A 25,139-nucleotide genomic window follows, 5' to 3' on the forward strand; every position below is an offset into this window, starting at 1 on the left:
ACGGCGGAGGGCAAAACCATCGCGGATGACGTGCGAATGCACCAAATACGCGCACAACGTGGTCGCATAGCTCAGCTGGATAGAGCGCTGCCCTCCGAAGGCAGAGGTCCCAGGTTCGAATCCTGGTGCGATCGCCACTTTTTCCCGCACCGGGTCAGGAAACATGTCCCAATGTGTTCTTGCTTAGTTCTCGTCGGTCTGATCTATTCGGGCAAAGCGGGGGTCACAGGCTTTGCGTAGTTTCTATGAATTCTTTGCGGGTGGGGGCATGGCCCTGGCCGGTCTTGGTGAGGGGTGGCAATGCCTGCTGGCCAATGATTTCGACCACAAGAAAGCCGAGACATATCGCGCGAACTGGGGCGGCGATCATCTGATCGTCGACGATATTCGCAACATCGCACCCGAAGACATGCCCGGCAAACCCGATATGGTGTGGGGCTCTTTCCCGTGTCAGGATTTGTCGTTGGCGGGTGAGGGCGCGGGGCTGAGAGGTGACCGCTCCGGAACCTTCTGGCCATTTATTCACCATATTCAGGCGCTGCGCGACGAGGGCCGCGCGCCGGGTATCATCGCATTGGAAAATGTGCTTGGCACGCTGACCTCGCACAAGGGCGCGGATTTCACCGCGATCTGCGAGGCGCTCAGCAGCCTTGGTTATCGATATGGCGCGATCGTTGCCGATGCGGTGCATTTCGTGCCGCAATCACGACCGCGCCTTTTCATCATCGCTGTGCGCGCTGATGTGACGGCGCCCGCGCTCACGATCTCTGACGGGCCCAAAACCCCTTGGCACCCGACCAGTTTGAAAAACGCTTTTGGCAGATTGCCAAGCGCGTTGCAGGACAACTGGCTGTGGTGGTCCATGCCGACGCCGCCACAACGCCAGACCAAGTTCGCCGATTTTGTGGAGGATAGGCCGACCTCCACCAAATGGCACAGCGCGTCCGAGACGACGACGCTGCTGTCGATGATGTCCGAGGTGAACCTGGCCAAGGTCGAGACGGCCAAGGCGGCGGGCGTGAAAATGGTCGGAACGATTTACAAACGCACGCGCCACGAACACGGCATCAAGGTGCAGCGCGCCGAAATCCGCTTTGACGAGATTGCCGGATGTCTGCGCACACCTGCGGGTGGGTCATCTCGCCAGTTGATTATGGTGGTCGAAGGCAAAAAGATCAGATCGCGCTTGATTTCCACCCGCGAGACCGCGCGCCTGATGGGGCTGCCTGACAGCTATGCACTGCCCGCCCGCTATAACGAGGCCTACCACCTGACCGGCGATGGCGTTGCGGTTCCGGTCGTGCGCTACATCGCCGAGCATCTGTTTGAAAAGCTGATCTCGAAAACAGAACCTGCCCAAGGCCGGGTGGGCGCGTGAGCGAAATACCCTGCGAAAAGAACGCCGAGCTGCGCAAAAAGATCCTTGAGTTCGCCGAGGTGCTCAAGACCCAGGCGCATACGCTTGGCGATCATGGCCTCGACGAGCAGGACTTCTATCAGTCCGGTCTGTTCCGAGGCACGATCGAGCGTATCAGAGGCCAGTTTTCCGCATCGATGAAGGAAAAGCGGGATTTTGTCTCGCTGGTCCTCAGCCATATGCAGGAGGGCGGTTACATCACGGATTGGGGGTCGGCGGGCGAGGCCAACCGCCATGACTACGTTGTGACGCTCAACACCGGACGAACCGCGATCATCGAGTTGAAAGGGTGTCTGGACGGGAACAACACCAACATCTTTGAACGTCCCCCGCACGCAGATGAGTTCATTGTGTGGAGCGTGTGCAGCAACCCGGGTGCTGATCCGCGCCACAATGTCTGGTCCGGCATCCACACCCGTTTGAGCGCCGAGATGATCGACCGCAATCAGCGGATCGACGGGCTGGTCGTCTGGGATTGGATTTGTGGCACGCTGGCCCGACCCTGCCCGAAACTGGCAACGGATCAGACTCGGCTGACCGAAGTTGGCCCCTATCGTGTGCCACCGCCGTGCATTTATCTCTTTCCCGGCACCGTCCCCAGCCCCCGCAACAATCCCAAACCGCGCGTCAATGCGTTGTCGGATGTCGGTATTCTTGACGCGATGCATCAATGTTTTGGCGGTCTGGATAGGGAATTGAACCGGGTCGAGTTCGAAGTGGGGCATGAGGGGGTCGAGACCGTGCGCACCACATCCATCTCGCGCGGTGGGGTCGAGCAGAAAAAGAGCAGCCCGACGCCGATCCGTCGCTCATGACGGGAGGGCCTTGCCTGCGCTTTCGCGGCGAGGATCGTCGAGACATTGTGCGTTTCACGCCGGCACTGGTGTTGCTCGCTGAGTTCGCCAAGCGTTGTTCCGATCCCGATACATAAAAAGGCGCGAACCCATGTGGGACGCGCCTTTCAGTTCAATTCAAAAGCGGCTGCCTAAAGTCAGCCGCCCCAACTGCGCACGACGCCGCAATCCATATGCACAAAATTCGAACCGGAATATTTGCCAACCCCGCCGCCGCGACAGGCCACGGCAGCGCGTGCCATCTGGCTGACCGAGCGTGTGGAAAGGCGCAAGTCAGCGGCTTGGCCTTTCATGTGCAGGGAATTCTTGGCCACACCGCCGCTGCGCGAGCGCAACATGGCGTTGGTCTTGGGGCTGCGATATCCCGAAAGCAACATGTAGGGTTCGTCGACATCCAAAAGGTTGTGTGCAGCGGCCATGATGTCGACAGTGCGCAGGTCCATGTTTTTCACGTCATCCGTACGCCAGTCCCGCATGAAGTGGTTCACTTCCTGCACTGCGTCCTTGATGTAGTCACCTTCGATCCAATAGATCATGTCGATGCGTTCGCCCGTCCGTCCGGAATACATCCGGAGGCGGCGAATATCGCCTGATCCGCGCAGGAACCCTGCTGCGTTGGAGTAGGTTGGTGCGGCTGTGATCGCTGTTGCCGCAAATGCGCCCAAAAGTGCGCGGCGGGTCATACCCGTAGTGTTTTCATGTGTCATTTTACTGCGCGCCCCGTACGCCTGCCTGCCCATGATGTTACACGGGTCTTCTCATCTCGTCCCCAGATGTACCATATCTATGTCATAGCACGATTCGTTTACCAAGTGCTGAATCTGTCACACATTTCATCGCAACTGATTTTGGCAAATTCTTGCGCAAATTGTATCTTTTGTGGCGCAGCCCCCAGCCAACGATGCACATGCGCATCAGGTCCGGCCAACTTCGCTAAATGTTGGGGTTGTGAATGGACACTCCACAATCGGATTTGAGATATATTCACGCACTGGCAAGAGATTTATTTTACGAGGTGCGATATGACTGTGACCGTTTCGAATTTCTGGACGCCCCGCATTTGGGCAACGCTGCTCGCGGTTACGCTGGCCTTGGTGCTGACCGGGCTGCCTCAAGCGGCGACGGCGCAGGTCACAGCATTCAAACAAGCCGTGGCAGAATCCGCCGCGCGCGATGCGGACATCGCGGCCTTTTACAAGGCAAACGGTTACGCGAGCCTGTGGACAGGCCGCTCGGGCAAGGAACGCCAGCGTCGCGTCGCATTGTTCAAGGCGCTCGACGGGGCGGGCAATCATGGCCTGCCGGCCGGACGCTACGATGCCGCCGGATTGCAAGCCAAGATGAAGGCCGCCAAGACCGAGCGTGATCGCGGTCTGGTCGAGGTCGAACTCAGCCGAACCTTTCTGCAATACGCGCGGGATCTGCAGACCGGCGTGCTGGTCCCGAGCCGTGTGGACAGCGCCATTGTGCGTCAGGTGCCATACCGGGATCGCACGTCCTATCTGGTGAACTTCTCCAAATCCTCGCCGGGCGGCTTCTTCAAGGCGCTGGCCCCCAAGACTATGGAATACAACGCTCTGATGAAGGAAAAGCTGCGGATGGAGCGGTTGCTGTCCAAAGGCGGGTGGGGCGCACGGGTTCCGGCCAAGGCGTTGAAACCGGGCCAGTCGGGTGGCGAAGTCGTTGCAATGCGCAACCGGCTGATCGCGATGGGCTTCCTCAAGCGGACCAACAGCCAGACATATGACGCAGCGATGCAATCCGCTGTGCAGCAATTCCAGCTCGCCCATGGCCTGGCTGCCGACGGTGTCGCCGGGGCGGGCACGATGGCCGAAATCAACAAGGACGTGCAGGCCCGCCTGCAGTCAATCATCGTCGCGATGGAGCGGGAACGGTGGGTCAATCAAGAGCGCGGCAAACGCCACATTCTGGTGAACATCCCCGACTTTACCGCCAAGGTCATCGACAACGGCAAGGTCACCTTTCAGACGCGATCTGTGGTCGGGGCCAACAAAGATGATCGCCCCACGCCTGAATTCTCGGATGTGATGGAATTCATGGTGATCAACCCAAGCTGGTATGTGCCGCGCTCCATCGTGACCAAGGAATATCTGCCTGAACTCAAGCGCAATCGCAACGCGGTCAAGCACATTGAAATTACCGACAGCAAGGGACGCAAGGTGAACCGGGGCGCGGTGAATTTCTCGCAATACACCGAAAAGACGTTTCCCTTCGCGATGCGCCAGCCGCCCAGCAAAGGCAATGCCTTGGGCCTCGTGAAGTTCATGTTCCCAAACGTGCACAACATCTACCTGCACGACACGCCGGCCAAGAACCTCTTTGGCCGCGAGGTGCGGGCCTACAGTCATGGCTGCGTGCGTCTGGCGGATCCGTTCGACTTTGCCTATGCGCTGCTTGCCAAGCAGGAAGCCAACCCGGAAAAGTACTTTCAGTCGGTATTGGCCACGGGCCGCGAGACGCGGGTTGATCTGAAATCGCCTGTGCCGGTGCACATCATCTATCGCACGGCCTTTACCACCGCCAAAGGGCACACCCAGTATCGCCGCGACATCTATGGCCGGGATGCCAAGGTCTGGCGTGAGTTGTCCAATGCAGGGGTGGCTCTGCGCGCGGTTCAGGGGTAAGTCATGCCCCTGAACACGAGGGGGCATTGATGCGATATACAATTGACGCTTTGGCCACCGCCCTTGAGGCGCAGGCCGTTGGGGACACCAGCCTGGTCATAACGGCGCTGGCCGAGCCGGGCGATGCAGGGCCCGGCGATCTCGCGCTTGCGGGCACACCGAAATATGCCGAGACGCTAAAGGAAGGGCAGGCCGAGGCGGCGATGCTTTGGGCGGATGCGGATTGGCAGGCCCTTGGGCTCGAGGCGGCCATCCTTCCCAAGCGCCCGCGCTTTGCGATGTCGCGGCTGACCTCGATGATGGATCCGGGCCAGGGCTTTGCGCCCGGTATCCACAGCGCGGCAATCATCGATCCCTCAGCCCAGATCGGGGCGGATGTGAGCATCGGCCCCGGTGCCGTGATTGGCCCGGAGGCGGTGATTGGCGACGGGTCCGTGATCGGGCCGCTGTCATATGTTGGCTGGCAGGCGCAACTGGGGCCGGGGGCCTTCTTGCGCGAACATGTCAGCATCGGGGCCAGGGTAAGGATCGGGGCGCGCTTCATGGCCCATCCCGGCGCGCGGATCGGCGGCGACGGGTTTTCCTTTGTGACGCCCGAGAAGGGCGCGGTCGAGGCGGTCCGCGAAACCCTTGGCGAGCAAGGCGAGAGTGCGGGCCAGCCTTGGGCGCGGATCGCGAGTCTGGGCGGTGTCGAGATCGCTGATGACGTCGAGATCGGGGCAAACACCACCGTCGACAATGGCACCATCCGCGCAACCCGCATCGGAGCGCGCACGAAGATCGACGCGCTGGTTCAGATCGGGCACAACGTGGTCATAGGGACAGACAATCTACTTTGCGCGCTTGTCGGCATCGCAGGGTCCACCACCATGGGCAATTTCGTGGTCTGCGCCGGTCAGGTCGGCGTGGCGGACAACCTGAAAATCGGGGACCGGGTTGTGATCACGGCCGGGTCCAAGGTGCTGAGTTCAGTGCACCGCGGCAAGGTGATGATGGGCTATCCTGCCACCGAAATGAAGGGGCAGATCGACACCTACAAGGCGCTGCGCCGACTGCCCCGCTATTTGCGCGACATCACCGAGCTCAAGAAAGCGGTTTTCAAGGCGGACCCCAGTGACTAAATCAACGCCAGAACGGGCAAAGGGATTGCTGCCATGAGCGTGCAGGACAAGGTGATCGAAATCGTCGCCGAACAGGCGGTGCTTGAACCGGGGGACGTCCATTTGGACAGCACACTTGAGGACCTTGGGATCGACAGTCTGGGCCTCGTCGAAAGCATCTTTGCAATCGAGGAAGAGTTCGACATATCCGTGCCCTTCAACGCCAATGAGCCGACCAAGAGCGACTTTGATATCTCGACCGTGCGTTCGATCATCGCCGGGATCGAAACACTGATTGCGGATCAAAAGGCCTGATGCACCGCGTTGTCATCACGGGGGCCGGCACGGTCAACGCCCTTGGCCATGATGTTGCCGACACGCTTGAGGCGATGCGCGAAGGACGCTGCGGGATCGGCGCGCTCGACTTTCAGGATGTGGACCGGCTGTCGATCAAGATTGGCGGGCAGGTGCGCGGGTTCGAGGCCGAGGGGCGGTACAATCGCCAGCAGATGAGCCTTTATGACCGCTTCACCCAATTCACCCTTGCCGCCGCCAAAGAGGCGATCGCCCAATCCGGCCTGACCTTCACCGGTGAACGCGCAGCCAAATCCGGCGTCGTTCTGGGCACCGCAGGGGGTGGGGTCAGCACGTGGGATGCCAATTACCGCTCGGTCTATGAAGAGGGCAAGAACCGGGTGCATCCCTTTGTCGTGCCCAAGCTGATGAACAACGCCGCCGCGTCGCATGTAAGTATGGAATACAATCTCAAGGGGCCGTCCTTTACGGTCTCGACGGCCTGCGCGTCCTCCAATCACGCCATGGCCCAGGCCTTTCAGATGGTGCGCAGCGGCATGGCCCCGGCCATGGTCACGGGCGGGTCTGAATCCATGCTGTGCTTTGGCGGGGTCAAGGCGTGGGAAGGCTTGCGCGTCATGTCCAAGGACGCGTGCCGCCCATTCTCGGCTAACCGAAACGGTATGGTGCAGGGCGAGGGTGCGGGCGTCTTTGTCTTCGAAGAGTTCGAACACGCGCGTGCGCGCGGTGCGGACATCCTGTGTGAAGTCGTCGGGTTCGCCATGTCCTCCGATGCCGCTGACATCGTGATGCCGTCCAAGAACGGGGCGGCGCGGGCGATGGAGGGTGCCTTGGCCGATGCGCGCATCAACGCCGATCAGGTCGGCTATATCAACGCCCACGGCACCGGCACCGCCGCCAATGACAAAACCGAATGCGCCGCCGTGGCGGATGTGTTCGGGCCGCATGCGGACAAGCTGATGATCTCGTCCACCAAGTCCATGCACGGGCATCTGATCGGGGGGACGGGGGCCGTCGAATTGCTCGCCTGTATCATGGCGTTGCGGGACGGCATCATCGCGCCCACCATCGGCTATGAAGAACCCGACCCCGAATGTGCGCTCGACGTGGTGCCAAACGAGGCGCGTGAGGCCAAGATCGACGTGGCCCTGTCCAACGCCTTTGCATTCGGGGGCATGAACGCGGTCATCGCCACACGCCGGATCTGAAACGCGAAAGGCCACCCCGGTTTGCGGGATGGCCCTTCAAGGACGCGACTGAGCGGGCTCAGTTCTGTGCGATTGTCGTCTTGTTATAGGACGCGGTGAAGCCGGTGAGCGACAAGGTCAACTCAACCTTCTGATCGGGTGCCTGTGCAGGCACCAGCGTGACAGTGGCCGCGTTGCCATTGCGGAAGGCCGCAACTTCCTCGGCCACCATGCCGACCCGCGAATAGCACCCGATGGGGTTGCAGAACGCATAAGGATAGCGGCGCGCCTGGCCCCCATCGACCTGAATGGTCAATTGCTGGGGCAGCGAGGTTTCCAGCGGTACGATGATCGTGGCACCGGCAACGGCACGGCCACCATCGGGCAGGCGGAAGATCGAGATCTCGGCAACCGGCGTGCCTTCGTCATCCTGCATCAGCTGATACATCTGGCAGGGGTCTTCGCCGTCTTCGGTCTTGATACAGCGCAGTTCCCAATCGCCATTCTTTTCGGCCACATAGTTCTGGCCAACCTGCGGACCGCTGGCGTCTTCACCAAGGCTCAGCTGATCTTCGATCGAGGGCCCGCCGGTCTCGGCATCAGTTTCCGCCTCTGCGGCGGGCGCGTCTGTATCTGTGGTTTCGGTGTCTGTGGATTGTGCCATCAGTGCGGCAGGCAACAAAAATGCCATCGACAAGGCAATCAGAGAAATACGCATATCAGATCCGTCTTGTTTCACTTCGCAGGCGAGATAGCACGCCCGGAACCTGCTGTCAGGGCCAAAGCGTAAAGATTTGATGCAAGGGTTGCGGGCGCAGGCTGAAACGCAAAAAAGAGGGCCCCAAAGCCCCCTTTTTCAGGTATTTTTTCTCCCCGTCGGACTGGCCGACTTATTGCTGGTGACGTTACGAGAGGACCCGATAACGGTCAACAGCTAATACGTGCCAATGCGGTCACAATCTGTGACAACGGGCGTTTGAACAAAAAAAAGGCCGCGCACAAGGCGCGGCCAGTCTGACAGGGAGGAAATGTTCCACGCCAGGAGGACTCTTAGGCGGGAACAAGAACACTATGGCACCCAAGTGTTAACTTTGTATGGTCGGGGCGACAGTGCCCATGGACAAAAGGTTAATACACATGAGCGACGACATCTTTATCGGCGGCGGCGGCCTTGAATACGGCACGCCCCAAGGATTGACCCTGAAATACGCCAACCGCCATGGCCTGATCGCCGGGGCGACAGGGACGGGCAAGACGGTGACTTTGCAAATCCTCGCCGAAGGGTTCTCGAACGCTGGTGTTCCGGTGTTCCTGTCGGACGTCAAAGGAGACCTGTCGGGCCTCGCCAAGTCCGGCACCTCGGACCACAAACTGCACGGCCCGTTCACCGAACGCGCGGCCAAGATCGGCTTTGATGATTACAGCTACCACGCGTGCCCCGTCACGTTCTGGGATCTTTTTGGAGATCAGGGCCACCCCGTGCGCACCACGATCAGCGAAATGGGCCCGCTGTTGCTGGCCCGATTGCTGGAACTGACCGAGGCGCAAGAGGGCATCCTCAACATCGCCTTCCGCCTCTCGGACGAAGAGGGCCTGCCGCTGCTGGACCTCAAGGACTTGCAAGCACTGCTGGTGTGGATCGGCGAGAATGCCAAATCACTGTCGCTGCGCTATGGCAACGTGTCGACGCAATCCATCGGGGCCATCCAGCGCCGCCTGCTCGTGCTCGAAAATCAGGGCGGGGCGGGGCTGTTCGGCGAACCCGCGCTGGAACTTGCGGACCTGATGCGCACCGATGCGGACGGGCGCGGCATGATCAACATTCTGGCCGCCGACAAGCTGATGGGCGCGCCGGGCCTTTATGCGACCTTCCTGCTGTGGCTGTTGTCGGAACTCTTCGAGGAACTGCCCGAGGTGGGCGATCCGGACAAGCCCAAGCTCGTCTTCTTCTTCGACGAGGCGCATCTGCTGTTCGAGGACGCGCCCAAGGCTTTGGTCGACAAGGTCGAACAGGTCGCGCGTCTCATCCGCTCCAAGGGGGTCGGGGTCTACTTCATCACGCAGAACCCGGCCGACGTGCCCGAGGATATTCTGGGCCAGCTCGGCAACCGCATACAGCACGCCTTGCGCGCCTTCACGGCCAAGGATCGCAAGGAATTGCGCATGGCGGCCGAAACCTACCGCGAGAACCCGCGCTTTTCGACCGAAGAGGCCATTCGCGAGGTCGGCGTGGGCGAGGCGGTGACCTCGATGCTGCAAAAGAAAGGCGTGCCGGGGATTGTCGAACGCACGCTGATCCGCCCGCCATCCTCGCAACTTGGACCCATCACCAAGGCGGAACGCGCCGCGCACATGTCGGCGGGCGATATGGCCGGGAAATACGACACGCCGCTGGATCGCAAATCCGCCTTCGAGATGCTGAAAGAGCGCGCCGACAAGGCCGCGAGCGAAGCCGCCAAGGCCGAGGAAAAGGCCGAAGAGGCTGGCCCGGTGCTGCGCGAATTCAACGCGGGCCGGCGCTACGCAGGCACCCGCGTGACACGCTCCACCTCGCGCAAGACACGATCCGCGCCGGCCTTTGGCGAGGCGATGACCAAGATGGTGGTGAAGGAACTGACGGGCGTGACCGGTAGGCGTATGGTGCGCGGAATATTGGGCGGATTGTTCAAGGGGCGGTGAGGTGTGGGGGGAGAAGGCGCTGGCCGGCGGTTGCGGCGAAGGTATGAAAAGAGGTCAGACCTATGAAGTTACTGCATGATCGCGAATGACCGTTTTCGGGAAGTTGCGCCTACGCTGCATGTGCAAAGACCTGTGTTACTTGGACTTTGAGAACGCGCCCCAAAGAGGTTTTTGGGCCTGCCGTGGAGAACGCCATTAGTATCTACTTTGCGCTTTTAGTATCGAGTCTAAGCGGGCCTATATTCTCGGCAAACCATTTCATCGCCTCCGAGCAAGTCCCATTTACCGAGCCTTCGGCGCCGTCAATATTGCTAGGGAAGTACCGCCGCGATGTAAAATACACATCAACTTCGCAGTGCAGATTGCCACCTAAGCTAGCAGCACCGTAGAGGAAGTTGAGAGAGAAAGGCTCAGCCGTACTTTCGGTTGCGGTCCAGCTTGTAAAACGGGGCACAAAACTTGAATATTTGACTGAAAAGAGCCGATTTCCTTCCGGAGATATCTGAGCTGGGGGGACCGTAAAACCCGCTTCGACGACGTGCGTACCGTCGCCCTGCTTCAGACTAATTCTTAGATCGAAGTCTCTGACCAACGTTGGAAGTTCACCTAAATTAGCGATGAAGAACGAAAATTCACTTTCGTTGAAGCGATCCACTTGAACAATAAGTCGCGGGCTGGCAGGTTCCTTCACTGTACTGAAATACAATGCAGCAAAAGATACAATCAAGGCTAATAAGGAAACAGCAAGTGTGCCAAGGTTGGCAAAAGAATTGACCCGGTGCAGAAATCTATTTTGACTTGAGTTGCATTGCCCACAGACCTTTGCATTCTCAGCAATATCTTCACCACAGGCATGACACTGACTTTTCATAGAATTTCTAATATTGTTTCGCTTACAATGTGACTTTATTTCGGAGACTCATAAATAGTAGTCAGTTGACGTGGTTGCAACGAGCATCCCGCCCTGTCAGGTTGATATCAGAAGCACAAACAAAATTGGTCGTGGCGAACTTGTCATGACTTATACATATCTTCAGCACCTCACGAAAACATGCACCTTTTTAATGCGTATATCTGGTGAGGGTCACTGGTCTATAGGTTTACGTTTAATAACAGCGGACATCAAAAACGACAGTCTCAACGGCAGCTTTGGTCGCGGGATCTGACCCCGATCTCTCATCAAGCCACTCGGCCGTACTCGACTCCGCCCCTACCTCTCAGGGATCAGCCCGCGCGGGCTGAACCTCAGCACCAGCAGCAACACCAATCCCATCGTCAGCAACCGCATATGCGCCGCTGACTCGAGCAGGTGATCGCGCAGCCAGTAGCCCTCGGTCATGCCGGACGTGACGAATTGCATGAGGCCCAGACCGATCGGCTCGACCATCACCCAGAGCCACCAGATCAGGAAGCCACCCAGAACTGCGCCCAGATTGTTGCCCGATCCGCCCACGATCACCATCACCCAGACAAGGAAGGTAAAGCGCAGGGGCTGGTAGGTGCCGGGCGTCAACTGCCCGTCCAGCGTCGTCATCATCGCCCCCGCGATCCCGCAGATCGCAGAGCCGAGCACGAAGACCTGCAAATGGCGTGCGGTCACGTCTTTGCCCATGGCTTCGGCGGCGACCTCGTTGTCGCGGATCGCGCGCATCATCCGCCCCCAGGGCGAGTGCAGCGCCCGTTGGGCCAGCATAAACAAGACGATCAGCACGGCTGCGAACAGGCCCGCATAGATCAGCTTGACCCAGATCGTCGAGGCAAAGACCGGATCGAGGCCGAAGCCCGCGACGCGTTCGACAAAGGCCGGATCGTTCTGCAGGTCGATCTCGTAAGGGGCAGGGCGGGGCAGGCCGACCACGTTCTTGACCCCGCGCGCCAGCCAGTCTTCGTTCTTGAGAACGGCGATGATGATCTCGGCGATGCCGAGGGTCGCGATGGCCAGATAATCCGAGCGCAGGCCAAGGGCCGTCTTACCGATGATCCACGCGGCCCCTGCTGCGAGCAATCCGCCCACCGGCCACGCGATCAGCACCGGCAGGCCGAGCCCGCCGAGATAACCCGCATTGGCCGGATTGATCGCCTCGACGGCCTGCACCCCGCCATCGAAAACCGCGCGATAGACAAAAAAGCCGACGATCAGGATTGCGATCAGACCGAGCGCGCGCAACCGCCCCTTGGGCAGCGCGCCATAGGCCAGGATGGCCCCCACGATCGTCGCGGCCCCGAGGATCAGCGCAGTGACGACCCGCACGCCACCGGCGGCCCAGGCCTCCGGCTCGGGCGGCATCGAAATCAATACTGTGGCCAGACCGCCAAGGGCGACAAAGCCCATGATGCCGACATTGAACAGCCCGGCAAAACCCCATTGCAGGTTCACGCCGAGGGCCATGATCGCCGAGATCAGCCCGAAATTCAGCACGAACAGCGCCGAGTTCCAGCTTTGGATAAAGCCGGTGCCGATGATCAGCACGGCGATGAAGGCGAAATAGGCGATATTGCGCGTCATGTCCGTCATACCGATTTCCCCGCAAACAGGCCCGTAGGCCGGAACAACAGCACGATCAGCAGGATCACGAAGCTGACGGCGAATTTATAGTCGGTGGACAAAAGCTGCGCCAACCCGTCCGGCGCAAGGGCGTCGGGCAGGGCGTAGGTGGCGACCTTTTTCCAGGCATAGGTGATGGTGACTTCGGAAAACGCGATGACGAAGCCCCCCGCGATGGCCCCGATGGGCGATCCAAGCCCGCCCACGATGGCCGCCGCAAAGATCGGCAATAGAAGCTGGAAATAGACGAACGGTTTGAACGACTTATCAAGCCCGTAGAGCACGCCCGCAATCGTCGCCAGCGCCGCCACGATCAGCCAGGTGACCATCACGACCCGTTCGGGGTTGATGCCCGAGAGCAGCGCGAGGTCTTCGTTATCGGAATAGGCGCGCATGGATTTGCCGGTGCGCGTGCGGTTCAGGAAATAGAACAGCAGTGCGACAACAATCACGGCGGTGATGACCGTGATGCCTTGGGTGGTCTTGATCGCCAACCCTTCCTTGAGGCCCGTCAACGCCTTGAAATCGCGCACCGAAATGATGAACCGCTCACCATCCGAAAACCGCTGATCATCGGGGCCAATGATGAACCGCACAAGGCCGTTCATGATGAACATCACGCCAAGCGAGACGATGACGAAGATCACCGGCTTGGCCTTTTGGGTACGGTAGAATTTGTAGATGCCTCGATCTGTCGCAAGGATCAGCGCGGCACAACCCGCAATGCCGAAGGGCAGGGCGAGCAGGGCCGTGGGCAGTGGCCCGCCGGAAATCCCGACGCTCTGAAAGGCCCATGTGACAAGGATCGTGCACATCGTGCCAAAGGCCATCGTGTCGCCATGAGCGAAGTTGGAAAACCGCAAAATGCCGTAGATCAGCGTGACGCCAAGTGCGCCAAGGGCAAGCTGCGAGCCATAGGCAATGGCTGGGATCAGGACGAAGTTCGACAGGGCCACAATGGCGTTGAGGAGGTCCATTATTTAGTTACCTCACATAGTCCTGCGTACTGGCTCTGGGCAAGTTGGTTCCCTACGACGGTGTGTCTGCTATGAACTGCGGTGCCAGAATTTGAAACAGTTGTGGATTGGATGGCCCCTGACCGCAGGGGCTCTAAAAAAGTGACAGCGCCCTCGCCTTGATATGACGAAACATCTGCAACTACATTATTACCAATTAGTACAGATTTTCCTGCAATTGTGTCGGAAACAAACTCCAGTGCAAAGTCGGTTACTTCGCATCCCGTCGATGGTCGACAGAACACATCAAATTTGCAGACATAACGTATAGTCTCAGCAGACGACGCTGAAGCGACTAAAAATGCGACAACAAAGCTGGATTTTCGACACAAATATCGCACGCCTAGCCCCCCAGAAAACTTTTGCGCACTTCGGGATCGGCCAGCAATTCCTTGCCCGTCCCCGTAAACGCATTGCGCCCCTGAACGAGCACGTATCCTTTGTCCGCGATCTCAAGGGCCTGGCGGGCGTTCTGTTCCACCATCAGGATCGGAATGCCGGTGCGGGCCACCTCGATGATCCGGTCAAACAGCTCGTCCATGACAATGGGCGACACGCCTGCGGTCGGCTCGTCCAGCATCAGCACCTTGGGCTGGGTCATCAGCGCGCGCCCCACGGCGACCTGCTGGCGCTGCCCGCCTGACAACTCGCCGGCCGCCTGATTGCGCTTTTCCTTGAGGATCGGGAAGAGATCATAGACCTGCGCCATGGTGCCGCGAAAATCATCGCGCCGGATAAAGGCCCCCATTTCAAGGTTTTCCTCAACCGTCATGGAGGTGAAGATATTCGAGGTCTGGGGCACAAACCCCATGCCCTTGCTGACCCGGTCCTGGGGGGACAGGGATGTGATATCCTCACCGTCCAGCCGAACCGACCCCTGGCGCACGTTCAGCATCCCGAACACGGCCTTCATCGCTGTGGATTTCCCGGCGCCATTGGGGCCGACGATGACGGCAATCTCACCGGGGTTCACCGCAATCGTACAGTCATGCAGAATATCGGGCCCGGCTCCATATCCGCCGGTCATCGTATCGCCAATCAGAAAGGCCGACCCGGTGTCCATCGCCTGACCTGTGCCGGGTGACGGGCGCAAGGTCCCGGCACCTTTCGGGTTGGCAATTGACGCTTCGCGATTGCCACGGGTGTCCTGATAAGGGTCGTCGCTCATGCGTCACCTCCGCAGACCCGACCGTGTTTCTTTTGACCAAAAATACCGCGGGGCGCGCCAAGGGCGGCTCCCCTCGCCTCGGTCGGATTGGCGCAGCCAATTCGAAACAGGATCATGCGCCCACCTTGTCTTTGTTTTTCAGGCCCGTGCCCAGATAGGCCTCGATCACCTGCTCATTGGCCTTGATTTCGGCCAGGGTGCCTTCGGCCAGCACCTTGCCCTCGGCCATGCAGATAACCGGATCGCAGATGCGACCGATAAAATCCATGTCGTGTTCGATCACAACAAAGGTGTAGTTGCGTTCCTGATTGAGCCGCAGGATGGCGTCGCCGATCGTGTTGAGCAGGGTGCGGTTCACGCCGGCACCCACCTCGTCCAGAAAGACGATCTTGGCATCGACCATCATCGTGCGCCCGAGTTCCAGCAGTTTCTTCTGCCCGCCCGACACCTGACCCGCTTTGTGATCGGCCAAATGTTCGATGGTGAGGAATTCGAGTACCTCGTCGGCCTTGGCGGCCAGTGCGCGTTCGGCATCCGCGATGCGCCTGCGCCCGAACCAGGTATTCCACAGTGTTTCGCCCACTTGATTGCCCGGCACCATCATCAGGTTCTCGCGGCAGCTCATCGACGAAAACTCGTGCGCAATCTGAAAGGTGCGCAGCAACCCCTTGTGAAACAGGGTGTGGGGCGGCAGACCGGTGATGTCCTCACCGTCCATGGTGACACGACCTGAAGTCGGTTGAAGAACGCCTGCGATCACATTGAAAAGCGTGGTCTTTCCAGCGCCGTTCGGTCCAATCAATCCGGTGATCGAGCCGGGCTGGATCGTCAGGGTTGCCCCGTCCACCGCGTGAAAGCCGCCGAAATGTTTGTGGATGTCGTCAACGACGATCATGTCTATCCCCGATTGTGCCTTGCGCCGCTTTAAGTGCGGTCTTCAAGATATTGAAACAGCCCGGGGATTTCGCCCCGGGCTGCTTGTTCACCGATCCGAAATCAGCGGAATTTGATGGTCGAATAGACGCCGTCGGCGAATTCGATTTCCTGATAGTTGCCCGCCGATTCACCGGGGCCGATCAGTTCCACAGCCGAGGCACCGACATAATCGATATCTTCGCCCGCCTTGATCAGCTCAAGACCCTTGGCCAACTCACCGGGGAAAATCTGCACGCCGGGCGCGTTGGCCACGTGAAACACGTGCTCTTTGTAGTCCGCGCTGTCGGTCGAGTTGGCAGCCTGCATCGCGAACATCAGCAGCGCAGCGGCGTCATAGCTTTCTGGGGCGAATGCGCCCGTGCCGTCAAAACCAGCCGCTTCGGCCAGTTCGACAAAGCTTGCAGCGCCGGGGCTGTCTGTGCCGGGATAGGCACCGTAGGATCCGTTCAGTTCTTCACCGAAGTTCTCGTTCAACTTGGTGCCCACCATTCCGTCGGGGAAGTAGAACGTGTCGAACGCCCCTGTGTCGAGCGCGGCGCGCACGATGCCCGACCCGCCTTGGTCGACATAACCGGCCACAACCAGCGTCTCGCCACCAGCCGAGGCCAGCGCGCCGACTTCAGCAGAATAGTCCGCCTTGCCATCTTCATGGGCTGCCGAGATGGTGACGGTGCCGCCCGCTTTCTCGAACTCAGCCTGAAACGCATCTGCCAGACCCTTGCCATAGTCGTTGTTGGTGTAGGTCAGCGCAACTTCGTTCACACCGCGATCCTGCAGGATGTTGGTGATGATGACGCCCTGGCGCGCGTCCGAAGGGGCCGTGCGGAAGAACAGACCGTCATCTTCGGCAGTCGACAGGCCCGGCGATGTGGCCGAGGGCGAGATCATGACAACGCCGTTGGCACGCGCCACGTTTTGCAGGATCGCACCGGTCACGCCCGAGCAGTCCGCGCCCATGATGCCGTGCACGCCATCGGAGGTGATCAGACGCTCAGCCGCAGCCGTTGCCGCACCTGCGTCGATGCATGTGCTGTCGCCGCGCACCGATGTGACGGTCGCGGAGTCCAGCAGCGCGCCGGATGCGGTGACCTCGGCCATCGCCATTTCGGCACCTGCGCCCATCGCAGGTGTGATCGATTCAAGTGGCCCGGTGAATCCGAGGATCACGCCGATCTTGACCTCTTTGGCGTGACCGTCCGCGAACGCCGTGCCGGCGATCAGAGCCGTTGCGGCCGAAGCCATCATCAATTTCTTCATTTCGTTACTCCCTGTGGAATTTTTTCCTGGCGCGGAGCCTATGCGCCGAAAATCCAAATGAAAAGTCGAATAATGGGCGGCGACCCACGGGAATGTGGGTGGATGTGGGGGGCGATCTCTCTACCTTGAGAGGAAACCCGTAAAAGGAGAGCCGAAATGCGAACACTGTTGATATGTGCTGCGATGATCATCCCCGGGATCGCACTGGCGCTGGATACGGAGCAGGGCGCGGTCACAACGAGCCCCGTGGCCACCGGGCTGGATCAGCCATGGGCGGTTGCGCAATTGCCCGATGGCAGTCTGCTCGTGACCGAAAAGGCGGGGGACATCGTGCGCATTGCCGATGGTGCCGCGACCCGCGTGCGCGGCGCGCCGCGTGTCGCAACAGCCGGGCAGGGCGGTCTGCTCGATATCACGCTGGCCCGCGACTTTGCGACCACCCGGACCCTGTTCCTGACCTATTCCAAGCCACAAGGCGGTGGGGCCGGTACGGCGCTGGCGGCGGCGGAGTTGAGCGCGGATGGCAGCCGCCTCGAAAACCTGCGCGACCTGTTTGAAAGCGCGCCGGGCGGCAGCGGCGGGCGCCATTTCGGCAGCCGCGTGGTCGAAGGCACGGATGGCAAGCTCTACGTCACCATCGGGGATCGCGGTGATCGTCCCTCTGCGCAGGATCGGACCTTGCACAACGGCTCGATTGTGCGCGTGAACCGCGACGGCACGGTGCCGGCCGACAATCCGTTTGTCGGGCAGGCCGATGTGCTGCCCGAAATCTGGTCTTATGGCCACCGCAACCCCCAAGGCGCGGGACTGGACGCGCGCGGCACGCTTTGGACGGCCGAACACGGGGCCCGCGGCGGGGACGAGGTGAACCGCGTGCAAAAGGGCGCGAATTTCGGCTGGCCGGTGATTTCCTATGGGGTGCACTATTCCGGTGCCCGTATCGGCGAAGGAGTGGCTGCCGAAGGCATGGAGCAGCCCGCCTTCTACTGGGATCCGTCCATGGCCCCGTCGGGGTTGATGGTCTATCAGGGTGACATGTTCCCAGAATGGAAGGGCGACATGTTCGTCGGCTCGCTCAAGTTCAGCTATATCTCGCGGCTTGAGCTATCCGGCACGAATGCACGCGAAGTCGAACAGATCGAAGGGGACGAAACGGCGCGCGTGCGTGACATCGTGGAAGCGCCAGACGGGAGCATCCTGTTCATCTCGGTCGGAAATGGCACGGTGTATCGGATGACGCGGTGAAGCTGAGGGGGTCTTGCCAAAGATAGCTGGCGCAGTCGTTCGGACCAAGTTTGAACCCAAGCCGTCGCGCTTAAGTCGCTACATGCGGTCACGCAATGAGAAAGTGGCGGAGAGACAGTCCGAAAGCTGTTGTTTAACAATGCCTTAAGTCTTTGAAGTTGCAAGACTCGATGGTTTTTTGCGTTGCACTTTGTGCAGCAAAATGTGCAGAAAAAATTTCGTTAGCCGTGACCAGACTGAGCGGGTCTTGTTGTGCCGGGCACGGCTTTCCCAGCGTCAACTCTTCGGTGATATGCCTGAGATGCGCCGATGTTGACCAATACCTCGCGCCCGATGTTTGCGCTCTGCGGGCCAATGCGGGTTCTCGAGGACGGCGTTGAGTGAGGCCAAGTGACGAACGCTCCACCCTCTTCACGAGCCAGAGCCTCCGGTAGTCTCGTCTCTGTACGTTCCACTGTGGACCATTGGGCTAAGCCTCAGCACTATCGAAAAAAACTTCCACATGAGAAATGCGTTTCGGGGTGACAAACATGGACGAATTTGAACAACAGCCATTTAGCGATGCAGAGTTTGCAGAAAACCCAGAACAGCGCTGCCCAGTAGTTCTTTTATTGGATACGTCGTATTCAATGAGCGGCGCGCCGATTGCGCAATTAAATGAAGGACTGGCAACGCTTCGCCAAGAGTTGATGAATGACCCAATGGCTGCAAAACGGGTCGAATTGGCGATGGTCACCTTTGGACCAGTCGAGATAAAATCCGACTTTGCCACAGTGGATCATTTCTACCCTGAAACTCTTGAGGCGAACAACGCGACACCGATGGGCGAAGCAATCGTTACCAGCCTAGACATGTTGCGCCAGCGCAAAGATCGGTACCGTGAAAATGGGGTGAAATATTACCGCCCTTGGGTCTTCCTGATTACTGACGGTGGACCCACCGACAGTTGGAGTGAAGCGAAAACCCGCGTGCATGAAGGCGAAGAGAAAAAGGAGTTCATGTTCTATGCTGTTGGCGTTGACCAAGCTGACATGAACGTGTTGTCGCAAATTTCCACACGGCAACCGCTCAAACTCAAGGGATTGGCCTTCAAGGAACTTTTTCAATGGCTGTCCAGCTCGCTTAGCGCGGTCTCACAGTCCAACCCCGGTGATGCTATCAACCTTGAGAACCCCACTGCCCCGGATGGTTGGGCCGTAGCAGGGTAACGGGGTGGCATGGCGTTGGGCGGCAGCGTCCGAAATTGGCACCTCGCACATTCAAAACGACGGCAGACTTGAAGATGCCTACGCCGTTTCGTGCATGGCAAATGACTGCATTTTCGCAGTTGTGTCAGATGGTGCGGGCAGCGCGAAATTTGGAGTCCATGGTGCTTGGCTTGTTTGTCGCACTCTGACGGTGCGTTTCCGCGAGTGGTTGAGGGACAATTCGGAATTACCAAACGACGAATTGTTAGTTGATTGGATTGATGATTTGCGGGATCGGATTGCAGCAATCGCAAATCAACGCGAAAGTACACCCCGACAATTTGCGGCGACTTTGGCGGCTGTATTAATAACGCCAGATGAAGTGCTGACTCTGCATGTTGGCGATAGCGCCATTGTTGGAAGACGGGGCACCGATTGGGAGGTGCTTTGTTGGCCCGAAAATGGCGAATATGCGTCCACCACCTATTTTGTTACTGACGACCCGGAACCGCGCTTGAACATCGCCCGCCAGCCAAGGGAACACGATGCATTTGCATTGTTTTCAGACGGCGTGGGCGATTTGGCGTTGTCACACTCAGAACAGGCTGCACATCAAAGGTTCTTTGTGCCGATGATGCGCCCGGTTGACGCAGCGACGGAAGACGGACGCCTGCCCAACCTTTCGTCCAAGCTGAGGGGCTATCTTGCTGGCGCAGCCGTCTGTGAGCGCACTGACGACGACAAAACGCTTGTCCTCATTTCCGGGGGCTGATCGTGCAGGAAATCGTTATCGGGAATAGTCGATTTTCAGTTGCTGAGTTGATTGGCAAGGGCGGCGAAGGTGAGGTCTACGCGATCAAGGGTCGGTCTGGGCAGGCCGTCAAAATCTACAACGCCGGTTTGCGTTCAAAGCGTGAAGACAAAGTGCGTGCGATGGTTGGCGAAGGCCTTGCCATAAAGACTGACCTTGTGGCCTATCCTGGTGAAATCGTCACTGACAACCAGGGCAACTTCCTTGGATTTGTTATGCGACTTGTGTCGGGCTACCGCCCGCTGCACGAGCTTTACAGTCCTAAATCCCGCCAACGCTACTTCCCGAAAGCCGACTACCGGTTCATTGTCCATACTGCACTGAATGTGGCCCGCGCCGTGGGGAAGGTCCATCAAACAGGCTGTGTCATTGGCGACTTGAACCATTCCGGTGTTCTGGTGGCGCAAGACGCGACTGTTGCCCTAATCGACGCTGATAGCTTTCAGTTTCGCTTGAATGGAAAGTCCTATCCCTGCGTCGTCGGCGTGCCGGATTTTACGCCGCCCGAACTTCACGGAAAAAACCTCGCATCTGTAGAGCGTACGATTGAGCACGACAACTTCGGGCTTGCCGTTGCGATCTTTCACCTGTTGTTCATGGGCCGTCACCCATATGCGGGGCGTTATAGCGGTCCAGATATTTCCATGGGCGATGCAATAGTACAAAACCGCTTCGCGTTTTCGCTGACACGCCAGTCCGCTACGCGGACAACACCACCCCCCGGCGCACTGACACTCGATCTATTTCCCGACGCCGCTGTGACTGCGTTTGAACAAGCTTTCGGATTGAACGCTGGCGTGCGTCCTAGCGCGTTGGATTGGGTTGGTGCCCTGACGAAGTTGGAAGGCTCACTGAATCACTGTAGCAGGGTCAAGACGCACTATTTCCCAAGCAATGCCAAGGGGTGCGTATGGTGCGCACTGACGGCCAATAGCGGCTTTGACATGTTCCCGGACCTGTCAGCCGTCACGCCGAATATTCCAACTGATACACGCGGGACAGCACAAGCAATCCGCGAAATACTCGCCTTCCGGTTCCCAACGGTTGCTGACCTGTTGCCGCAGGCACCTGCCCCGCGTGGGGCAAGTGCCGCTCTCAGTGAGGCCAAGAGTGGCAAGCGCGGGCGTGCTTTCTTGGGTCTGCTCATGATGGGCGGCGCTGTTGCCGGGTTCATCGTCGCTATTCCCGCATGGTTTGTATGGGTCGGGCTGGCGATTTGGGGGTGGGTTACGTTCTCAGACCGTGAAGTTGAACCCGGCCCCTTCCAGAAAGCCTTCAAGGACGCAGATGAAAAGGTGCAGCGCGAGTTGGAATCATTCGTTCGCCGGAATGGTCTGACGGAGGTTGTGAAGGTGCGCGGCGATCTGGACGCCACAATCGCCGCCTACAAAGGGCATGACGAGGCGCTGACGCGCGAGTTGATGATATTGAAATCCAACCGGGAGTCGCGTCAGCGACAGGCCTACCTTGACGGTTTCTCAATCCGTCGCGCCAACATTTCCGGGATTGGGCCTTCCAAGACAGCGACGCTGATTTCGTTCGGGATCGAAACCGCTGCCGATGTGAGTCGATCATCCGTGCTGAGAGTACCGGGTTTTGGTGACGTCATGACTGGCAAGCTGGTGGAGTGGCGGCGTAGGCACGAATCCCGGTTCAAGTATGACCGAACAGCCAACGCTCAGGACGTCACTGACGAAAGAGCATTGCGTGGGCGTTTCGCGGCTGAGAAACTCAAATTGGAATCCAATATCCGCAATGGGCTGGGAACACTTCGCAATGCTAAGGCGCGGCTTGATGCGTTGCCAGCAAAAGCACGTAGTGACAGTGCGCTTTTGGTGGCGCTGGGAACCCGTGCACAGGCCGAACAAGACTTGAAGATCCTGGGGGCTTCCGTTCCGACTTCAACAGTGGCGCTGACAGTGACGCCGCCACCCCAGCCCGTGCGACATTCACCAAGAGCGCCAACGCCCAATACTCCACCGACGGCACCACGCGTAGCAAATGCCGGAGGCACACCTGATTGCCCCTACTGCGGAAGGTCCATGGTCCTGCGTAGGGCACGGAGGGGCAAAAACGCCGGGAATCAGTTCTGGGGTTGTTCAGGCTATCCACATTGCAAAGGCACCCGAAACCTGGTCGGAAAATCGAGCTACAACCCATCGGCCACTTAGGCGATCTTTGCGACATAATGGCCGATGCCACGTGTATTGCCTACAACCCCAGCCCTCGCTGCCTTCCGAACGTCCAGTCTATCCCGCCGCCGGACATGCCAACCCCGGACACTTGCAGCCCGATGCGCCGCTCCAATGTGGTGTTCCACGGCACGAGGCTGAACCCTAAGCCGTCGTCGATCATCGCGAAGCGTCCGCTGGCCAGTTGCGTGCTGCCGGTGAGTTGGCCTGCAAACTGGCTGGCGGGTGTCACGGGCTTCCATTTTCTCCCTTGTTCCGCAGCCATCGCGCGCCCGACGCGTTCGACCTCACGCGCCTCGAGGCGCTGGATGAGGTCTCGCGGCGCGCGTATGCGACCATTGCCGAGATCGACTGCATCTCCGCGCGTCACCAGCACGCGCTTGCGTTGGTCCATCGCCCGGCCTGCCTCTGCACCGAAGCCCGTTTCTCTGACCGCGCCCCGCCTCTGCGCGGTCAATTCCCTATCGAGCCAGGTCGCGCCATCGTGGGTTACTTGCCGGTCCAGACTGATTGGCGAGAGCAGGGTCATACGCGGGCCATGGCCGTGGCGTTTGCGATCATGTGCAAGCCCCTGTCTGGGCAGGTCCGTCGGCACTTTCCAGTGATCGTCACTTCTCCGCTCGACGATCCCCGCTCGCCGCAGGGCTTCGAGCCGCCGCACATGGGCCGCGACAAATCGGGCCGGATCGGGGCTGATCTCTTGTTCCCGGGCCATCTCGATGTGCCGCGACGGTTTATAGGTGCCGTCGCTTTTTGTGGCCGCGAGTATGTTCCGGTCAGCCGCTCTTGGCTCCGTTGGCGGCGGTGTTGCCGACACGATCATGCCGCGTCCGATCCCCTCGCAATGATCGGCACGCAGCTCGATCTGGTGCACGCGGCCATCGGTCCCGTCGATGACCAGCTGCATCCGGTCGCCAGACCCGTCGCCCGCGAGTTCCTTGGCAAGAACGCGGCCAGCGATCTGCTGCTGCAGTCCGTCTCGATGCATCGTGAGCTGTGCCGCCCCGCGCTGCGCCGCCAGATCGTTGGAATCCAACGCGCGATACATCGATTTGATGATATCGCCGCGCTCCCCCATCGCACGCAGCGTAGGTTCCGTGCTGTCGTCCAGATGCCAGACACCCGGCGCGCTCTGTTCAGCAAGACCGAGTTTTTCCAGATACTGCGCCCTGCCGATCAACAGCGCGCGATTCCGCTTCTTCGTCTCCAGCATGTCCTTGTCCGGTCGCAGATCAGCAAATTCGTTGTTCGCCCTCTGCTCGGCCATCAGCATCCGGTCGAGCCGGGTAAAGCGCTCGGCGTGCACTTCGCGGCGCAGCTGGTCGGTCACCTCGAGATCGGTCTGGTGTCCAAGTTCCAGTGTCACGATGTCGGTCGCCCGTTCGCGGACCCCATGCGCGATGTAATCTCCTGCGATGTTCAGAATCTTGCCGTCATCGGTGATCCCCCGGACCAGAATGTGGGCGTGCGGATGCCCGGTGTTGTAGTGATCGACCGCGACCCAATCGAGCCGAGTTTGAAGATCGGCTTCCATCTGCGCCATGATATCTCGGGTCGTCTGGCGCATGTCGGCAAGCTCGACACCGCCTTCTGCGGAGACGATGAATCGGAACTGATGGCGGTCCTCACGGCCCCGGTCGAGGAAGTCCCGACCGTCGGCTGTGTCTTGATCCGCCGAATAGACCTGACCCTTTTCGCCGTCCAGCGTGACACCGTCACGCTCCAGATACCGCAGATGCGCATCGACCGCCTTTGCACTGACAAATGACCGCCCGCGCGACGCACCGCGCTGCGGATTCAGCTTCACGATCCGCGCTTTCACGGTCACCCGACGGGCGCGGGTTCGGGTCCCGTCAGCGCTTCGGGACCAAGGACTCCGGCCTTTCAACTGCGCCGCCACCTTGGCACCCCGGCCACGGGCGTTGAACCGTCCGCTTGCCTTCCTCTTCCCGGCCAGCCTGTTCGGGTCACCGCCCGCCCGGCGGATTGCTCGATGCACGTCGGCCAGGAAGCCTCGTGCCGGGCGCCGCACGCGTGGGCGCTCTGGGCGCGGTCCCGGACCTTACCGGGACGGATGCGGAGGTCGTTCTCATCTCGGGTCATGGGACCACGATCGACGCCCATTCTGGGCCAATCAAGCAGCGTTTGAGGGGCGTCGAAGCCTGGCGTGCAAAGAGACGCCGTAGCGGGTTCCAGCGCGAACACACCGCGCGGCGTGCCACGTCTGACTATTGATATCATTGAGAAAAACGGAAAACCCTGCCGCACGGCACGGTGCGGCCCATCGGATATCACGCCGAAAAACAATGTGCAGACAACAGCTTAGGGCCACAGGCCCGGGCAGCGAGGAACTCGCTTTATCTTGCCATCCCCTTCCGTAGCTCCCGTCGGCCCTCCCAAAAAGCCCAATGCGTGACGTTCATCATGCCGCCAACGTGCCTGCGCAGCCAACCGGACCGGGATGATTCGAAGCTCGGCAATATCGCTCTGAGGCATGGCGGTCGCCGGTCGAATTCATCGCGAGACGCCGATGCGCCGGACAATCCAACTGTCCGTTTTGTACGCTGTGGCAAGCCGTTTTGCGC

Annotated in this window: 20 protein-coding genes and 1 tRNA gene; 12 read left to right on the plus strand and 9 right to left on the minus strand. The window is 59.6% G+C overall.

Features of this window, described 5'->3' with window-relative positions:
• The first annotated feature begins 60 nt into the window (after positions 1-60).
• From Q0908_RS02065 to Q0908_RS02075, 3 genes are all read left to right on the plus strand, one after another.
• A tRNA-Arg gene (locus Q0908_RS02065) sits at positions 61-137 on the plus strand.
• A 95-nt stretch (positions 138-232) separates the two neighbouring features.
• Positions 233-1,378 (plus strand): DNA cytosine methyltransferase, encoded by a 1,146-nt coding sequence (locus Q0908_RS02070; protein ID WP_299280770.1) that lies wholly within the window; start codon positions 233-235, stop codon positions 1,376-1,378.
• Positions 1,375-2,232: a hypothetical protein gene (locus tag Q0908_RS02075; RefSeq protein WP_299280771.1), complete on the plus strand. Its 858-nt coding sequence runs from the start codon at positions 1,375-1,377 to the stop codon at positions 2,230-2,232. Before Q0908_RS02070 ends, Q0908_RS02075 begins: the two co-directional genes overlap by 4 nt.
• A gap of 176 nt (positions 2,233-2,408) precedes the next feature.
• Here Q0908_RS02075 and Q0908_RS02080 read toward each other — a convergent pair whose 3' ends face one another.
• The gene (locus tag Q0908_RS02080) at positions 2,409-2,978 is read right to left on the minus strand and encodes a DUF882 domain-containing protein (RefSeq protein WP_299280772.1); all 570 of its coding nucleotides are present in this window, start codon (positions 2,976-2,978) and stop codon (positions 2,409-2,411) included.
• Positions 2,979-3,293: 315 nt separating this feature from the next.
• Here Q0908_RS02080 and Q0908_RS02085 point away from each other — a divergent pair, with 315 nt between their 5' ends.
• From Q0908_RS02085 to Q0908_RS02100, 4 genes are read left to right on the plus strand one after another with little or no spacing between them, the layout of a single operon-like run.
• Positions 3,294-4,916 (plus strand): L,D-transpeptidase family protein, encoded by a 1,623-nt coding sequence (locus Q0908_RS02085; RefSeq protein WP_299280773.1) that lies wholly within the window; start codon positions 3,294-3,296, stop codon positions 4,914-4,916.
• A 29-nt stretch (positions 4,917-4,945) separates the two neighbouring features.
• Positions 4,946-6,037, plus strand: coding sequence for a UDP-3-O-(3-hydroxymyristoyl)glucosamine N-acyltransferase (gene lpxD, locus Q0908_RS02090; RefSeq protein WP_299280774.1), 1,092 nt, complete (start codon positions 4,946-4,948; stop codon positions 6,035-6,037).
• Between the two features lie 33 nt (positions 6,038-6,070).
• Complete coding sequence (locus tag Q0908_RS02095) at positions 6,071-6,331, plus strand: phosphopantetheine-binding protein (RefSeq protein WP_299280775.1); 261 nt, start codon at positions 6,071-6,073, stop codon at positions 6,329-6,331.
• Complete coding sequence (locus Q0908_RS02100) at positions 6,331-7,539, plus strand: beta-ketoacyl-[acyl-carrier-protein] synthase family protein (RefSeq protein WP_299280776.1); 1,209 nt, start codon at positions 6,331-6,333, stop codon at positions 7,537-7,539. Before Q0908_RS02095 ends, Q0908_RS02100 begins: the two co-directional genes overlap by 1 nt.
• 58 nt (positions 7,540-7,597) lie before the next feature.
• Here the strand turns inward: Q0908_RS02100 and Q0908_RS02105 are convergent, their stop codons facing one another.
• Positions 7,598-8,236, minus strand: coding sequence for an invasion associated locus B family protein (locus tag Q0908_RS02105; protein WP_299280777.1), 639 nt, complete (start codon positions 8,234-8,236; stop codon positions 7,598-7,600).
• Positions 8,237-8,655: 419 nt separating this feature from the next.
• Between Q0908_RS02105 and Q0908_RS02110 the strand changes: the two genes are divergently transcribed.
• Positions 8,656-10,197, plus strand: a complete 1,542-nt coding sequence (locus Q0908_RS02110; RefSeq protein WP_299280778.1) for a helicase HerA-like domain-containing protein — start codon at positions 8,656-8,658, stop codon at positions 10,195-10,197.
• A 202-nt stretch (positions 10,198-10,399) separates the two neighbouring features.
• Here Q0908_RS02110 and Q0908_RS02115 read toward each other — a convergent pair whose 3' ends face one another.
• The 6 genes from Q0908_RS02115 to Q0908_RS02140 all read right to left on the minus strand — a co-directional run bounded on the left by Q0908_RS02115 (position 10,400) and on the right by Q0908_RS02140 (position 17,119).
• Complete coding sequence (locus Q0908_RS02115; protein ID WP_299280779.1) at positions 10,400-11,068, minus strand: hypothetical protein; 669 nt, start codon at positions 11,066-11,068, stop codon at positions 10,400-10,402.
• A 339-nt stretch (positions 11,069-11,407) separates the two neighbouring features.
• The gene (locus Q0908_RS02120) at positions 11,408-12,712 is read right to left on the minus strand and encodes a branched-chain amino acid ABC transporter permease (protein WP_299280780.1); all 1,305 of its coding nucleotides are present in this window, start codon (positions 12,710-12,712) and stop codon (positions 11,408-11,410) included.
• Positions 12,709-13,719, minus strand: coding sequence for a branched-chain amino acid ABC transporter permease (locus tag Q0908_RS02125; protein ID WP_299280781.1), 1,011 nt, complete (start codon positions 13,717-13,719; stop codon positions 12,709-12,711). Before Q0908_RS02125 ends, Q0908_RS02120 begins: the two co-directional genes overlap by 4 nt.
• Positions 13,720-14,101: 382 nt before the next feature.
• A complete protein-coding gene (locus Q0908_RS02130) occupies positions 14,102-14,926 on the minus strand; it encodes an ABC transporter ATP-binding protein (protein WP_299280782.1) in 825 nt (274 codons plus the stop codon).
• Between the two features lie 112 nt (positions 14,927-15,038).
• Complete coding sequence (locus Q0908_RS02135) at positions 15,039-15,821, minus strand: ABC transporter ATP-binding protein (protein WP_299280783.1); 783 nt, start codon at positions 15,819-15,821, stop codon at positions 15,039-15,041.
• Positions 15,822-15,922: 101 nt separating this feature from the next.
• A complete protein-coding gene (locus Q0908_RS02140; RefSeq protein WP_299280784.1) occupies positions 15,923-17,119 on the minus strand; it encodes an ABC transporter substrate-binding protein in 1,197 nt (398 codons plus the stop codon).
• Between the two features lie 156 nt (positions 17,120-17,275).
• Here Q0908_RS02140 and Q0908_RS02145 point away from each other — a divergent pair, with 156 nt between their 5' ends.
• The 4 genes from Q0908_RS02145 (at position 17,276) to Q0908_RS02160 (ending at position 22,533) form a co-directional block, all read left to right on the plus strand.
• The gene (locus Q0908_RS02145) at positions 17,276-18,364 is read left to right on the plus strand and encodes a PQQ-dependent sugar dehydrogenase (RefSeq protein ID WP_299280785.1); all 1,089 of its coding nucleotides are present in this window, start codon (positions 17,276-17,278) and stop codon (positions 18,362-18,364) included.
• A gap of 530 nt (positions 18,365-18,894) precedes the next feature.
• A complete protein-coding gene (locus Q0908_RS02150) occupies positions 18,895-19,572 on the plus strand; it encodes a VWA domain-containing protein (protein ID WP_248365025.1) in 678 nt (225 codons plus the stop codon).
• Between the two features lie 4 nt (positions 19,573-19,576).
• Complete coding sequence (locus Q0908_RS02155) at positions 19,577-20,323, plus strand: PP2C family serine/threonine-protein phosphatase (RefSeq protein WP_299280786.1); 747 nt, start codon at positions 19,577-19,579, stop codon at positions 20,321-20,323.
• A gap of 2 nt (positions 20,324-20,325) precedes the next feature.
• Positions 20,326-22,533: a topoisomerase DNA-binding C4 zinc finger domain-containing protein gene (locus tag Q0908_RS02160; protein WP_299280787.1), complete on the plus strand. Its 2,208-nt coding sequence runs from the start codon at positions 20,326-20,328 to the stop codon at positions 22,531-22,533.
• A 40-nt stretch (positions 22,534-22,573) separates the two neighbouring features.
• Here the strand turns inward: Q0908_RS02160 and Q0908_RS02165 are convergent, their stop codons facing one another.
• A complete protein-coding gene (locus tag Q0908_RS02165) occupies positions 22,574-24,361 on the minus strand; it encodes a DUF3363 domain-containing protein (RefSeq protein ID WP_299280788.1) in 1,788 nt (595 codons plus the stop codon).
• Positions 24,362-25,139 lie beyond the last annotated feature (778 nt).

Source organism: uncultured Tateyamaria sp. (assembly GCF_947494755.1).
Taxonomy (GTDB): Bacteria; Pseudomonadota; Alphaproteobacteria; order Rhodobacterales; family Rhodobacteraceae; genus Tateyamaria.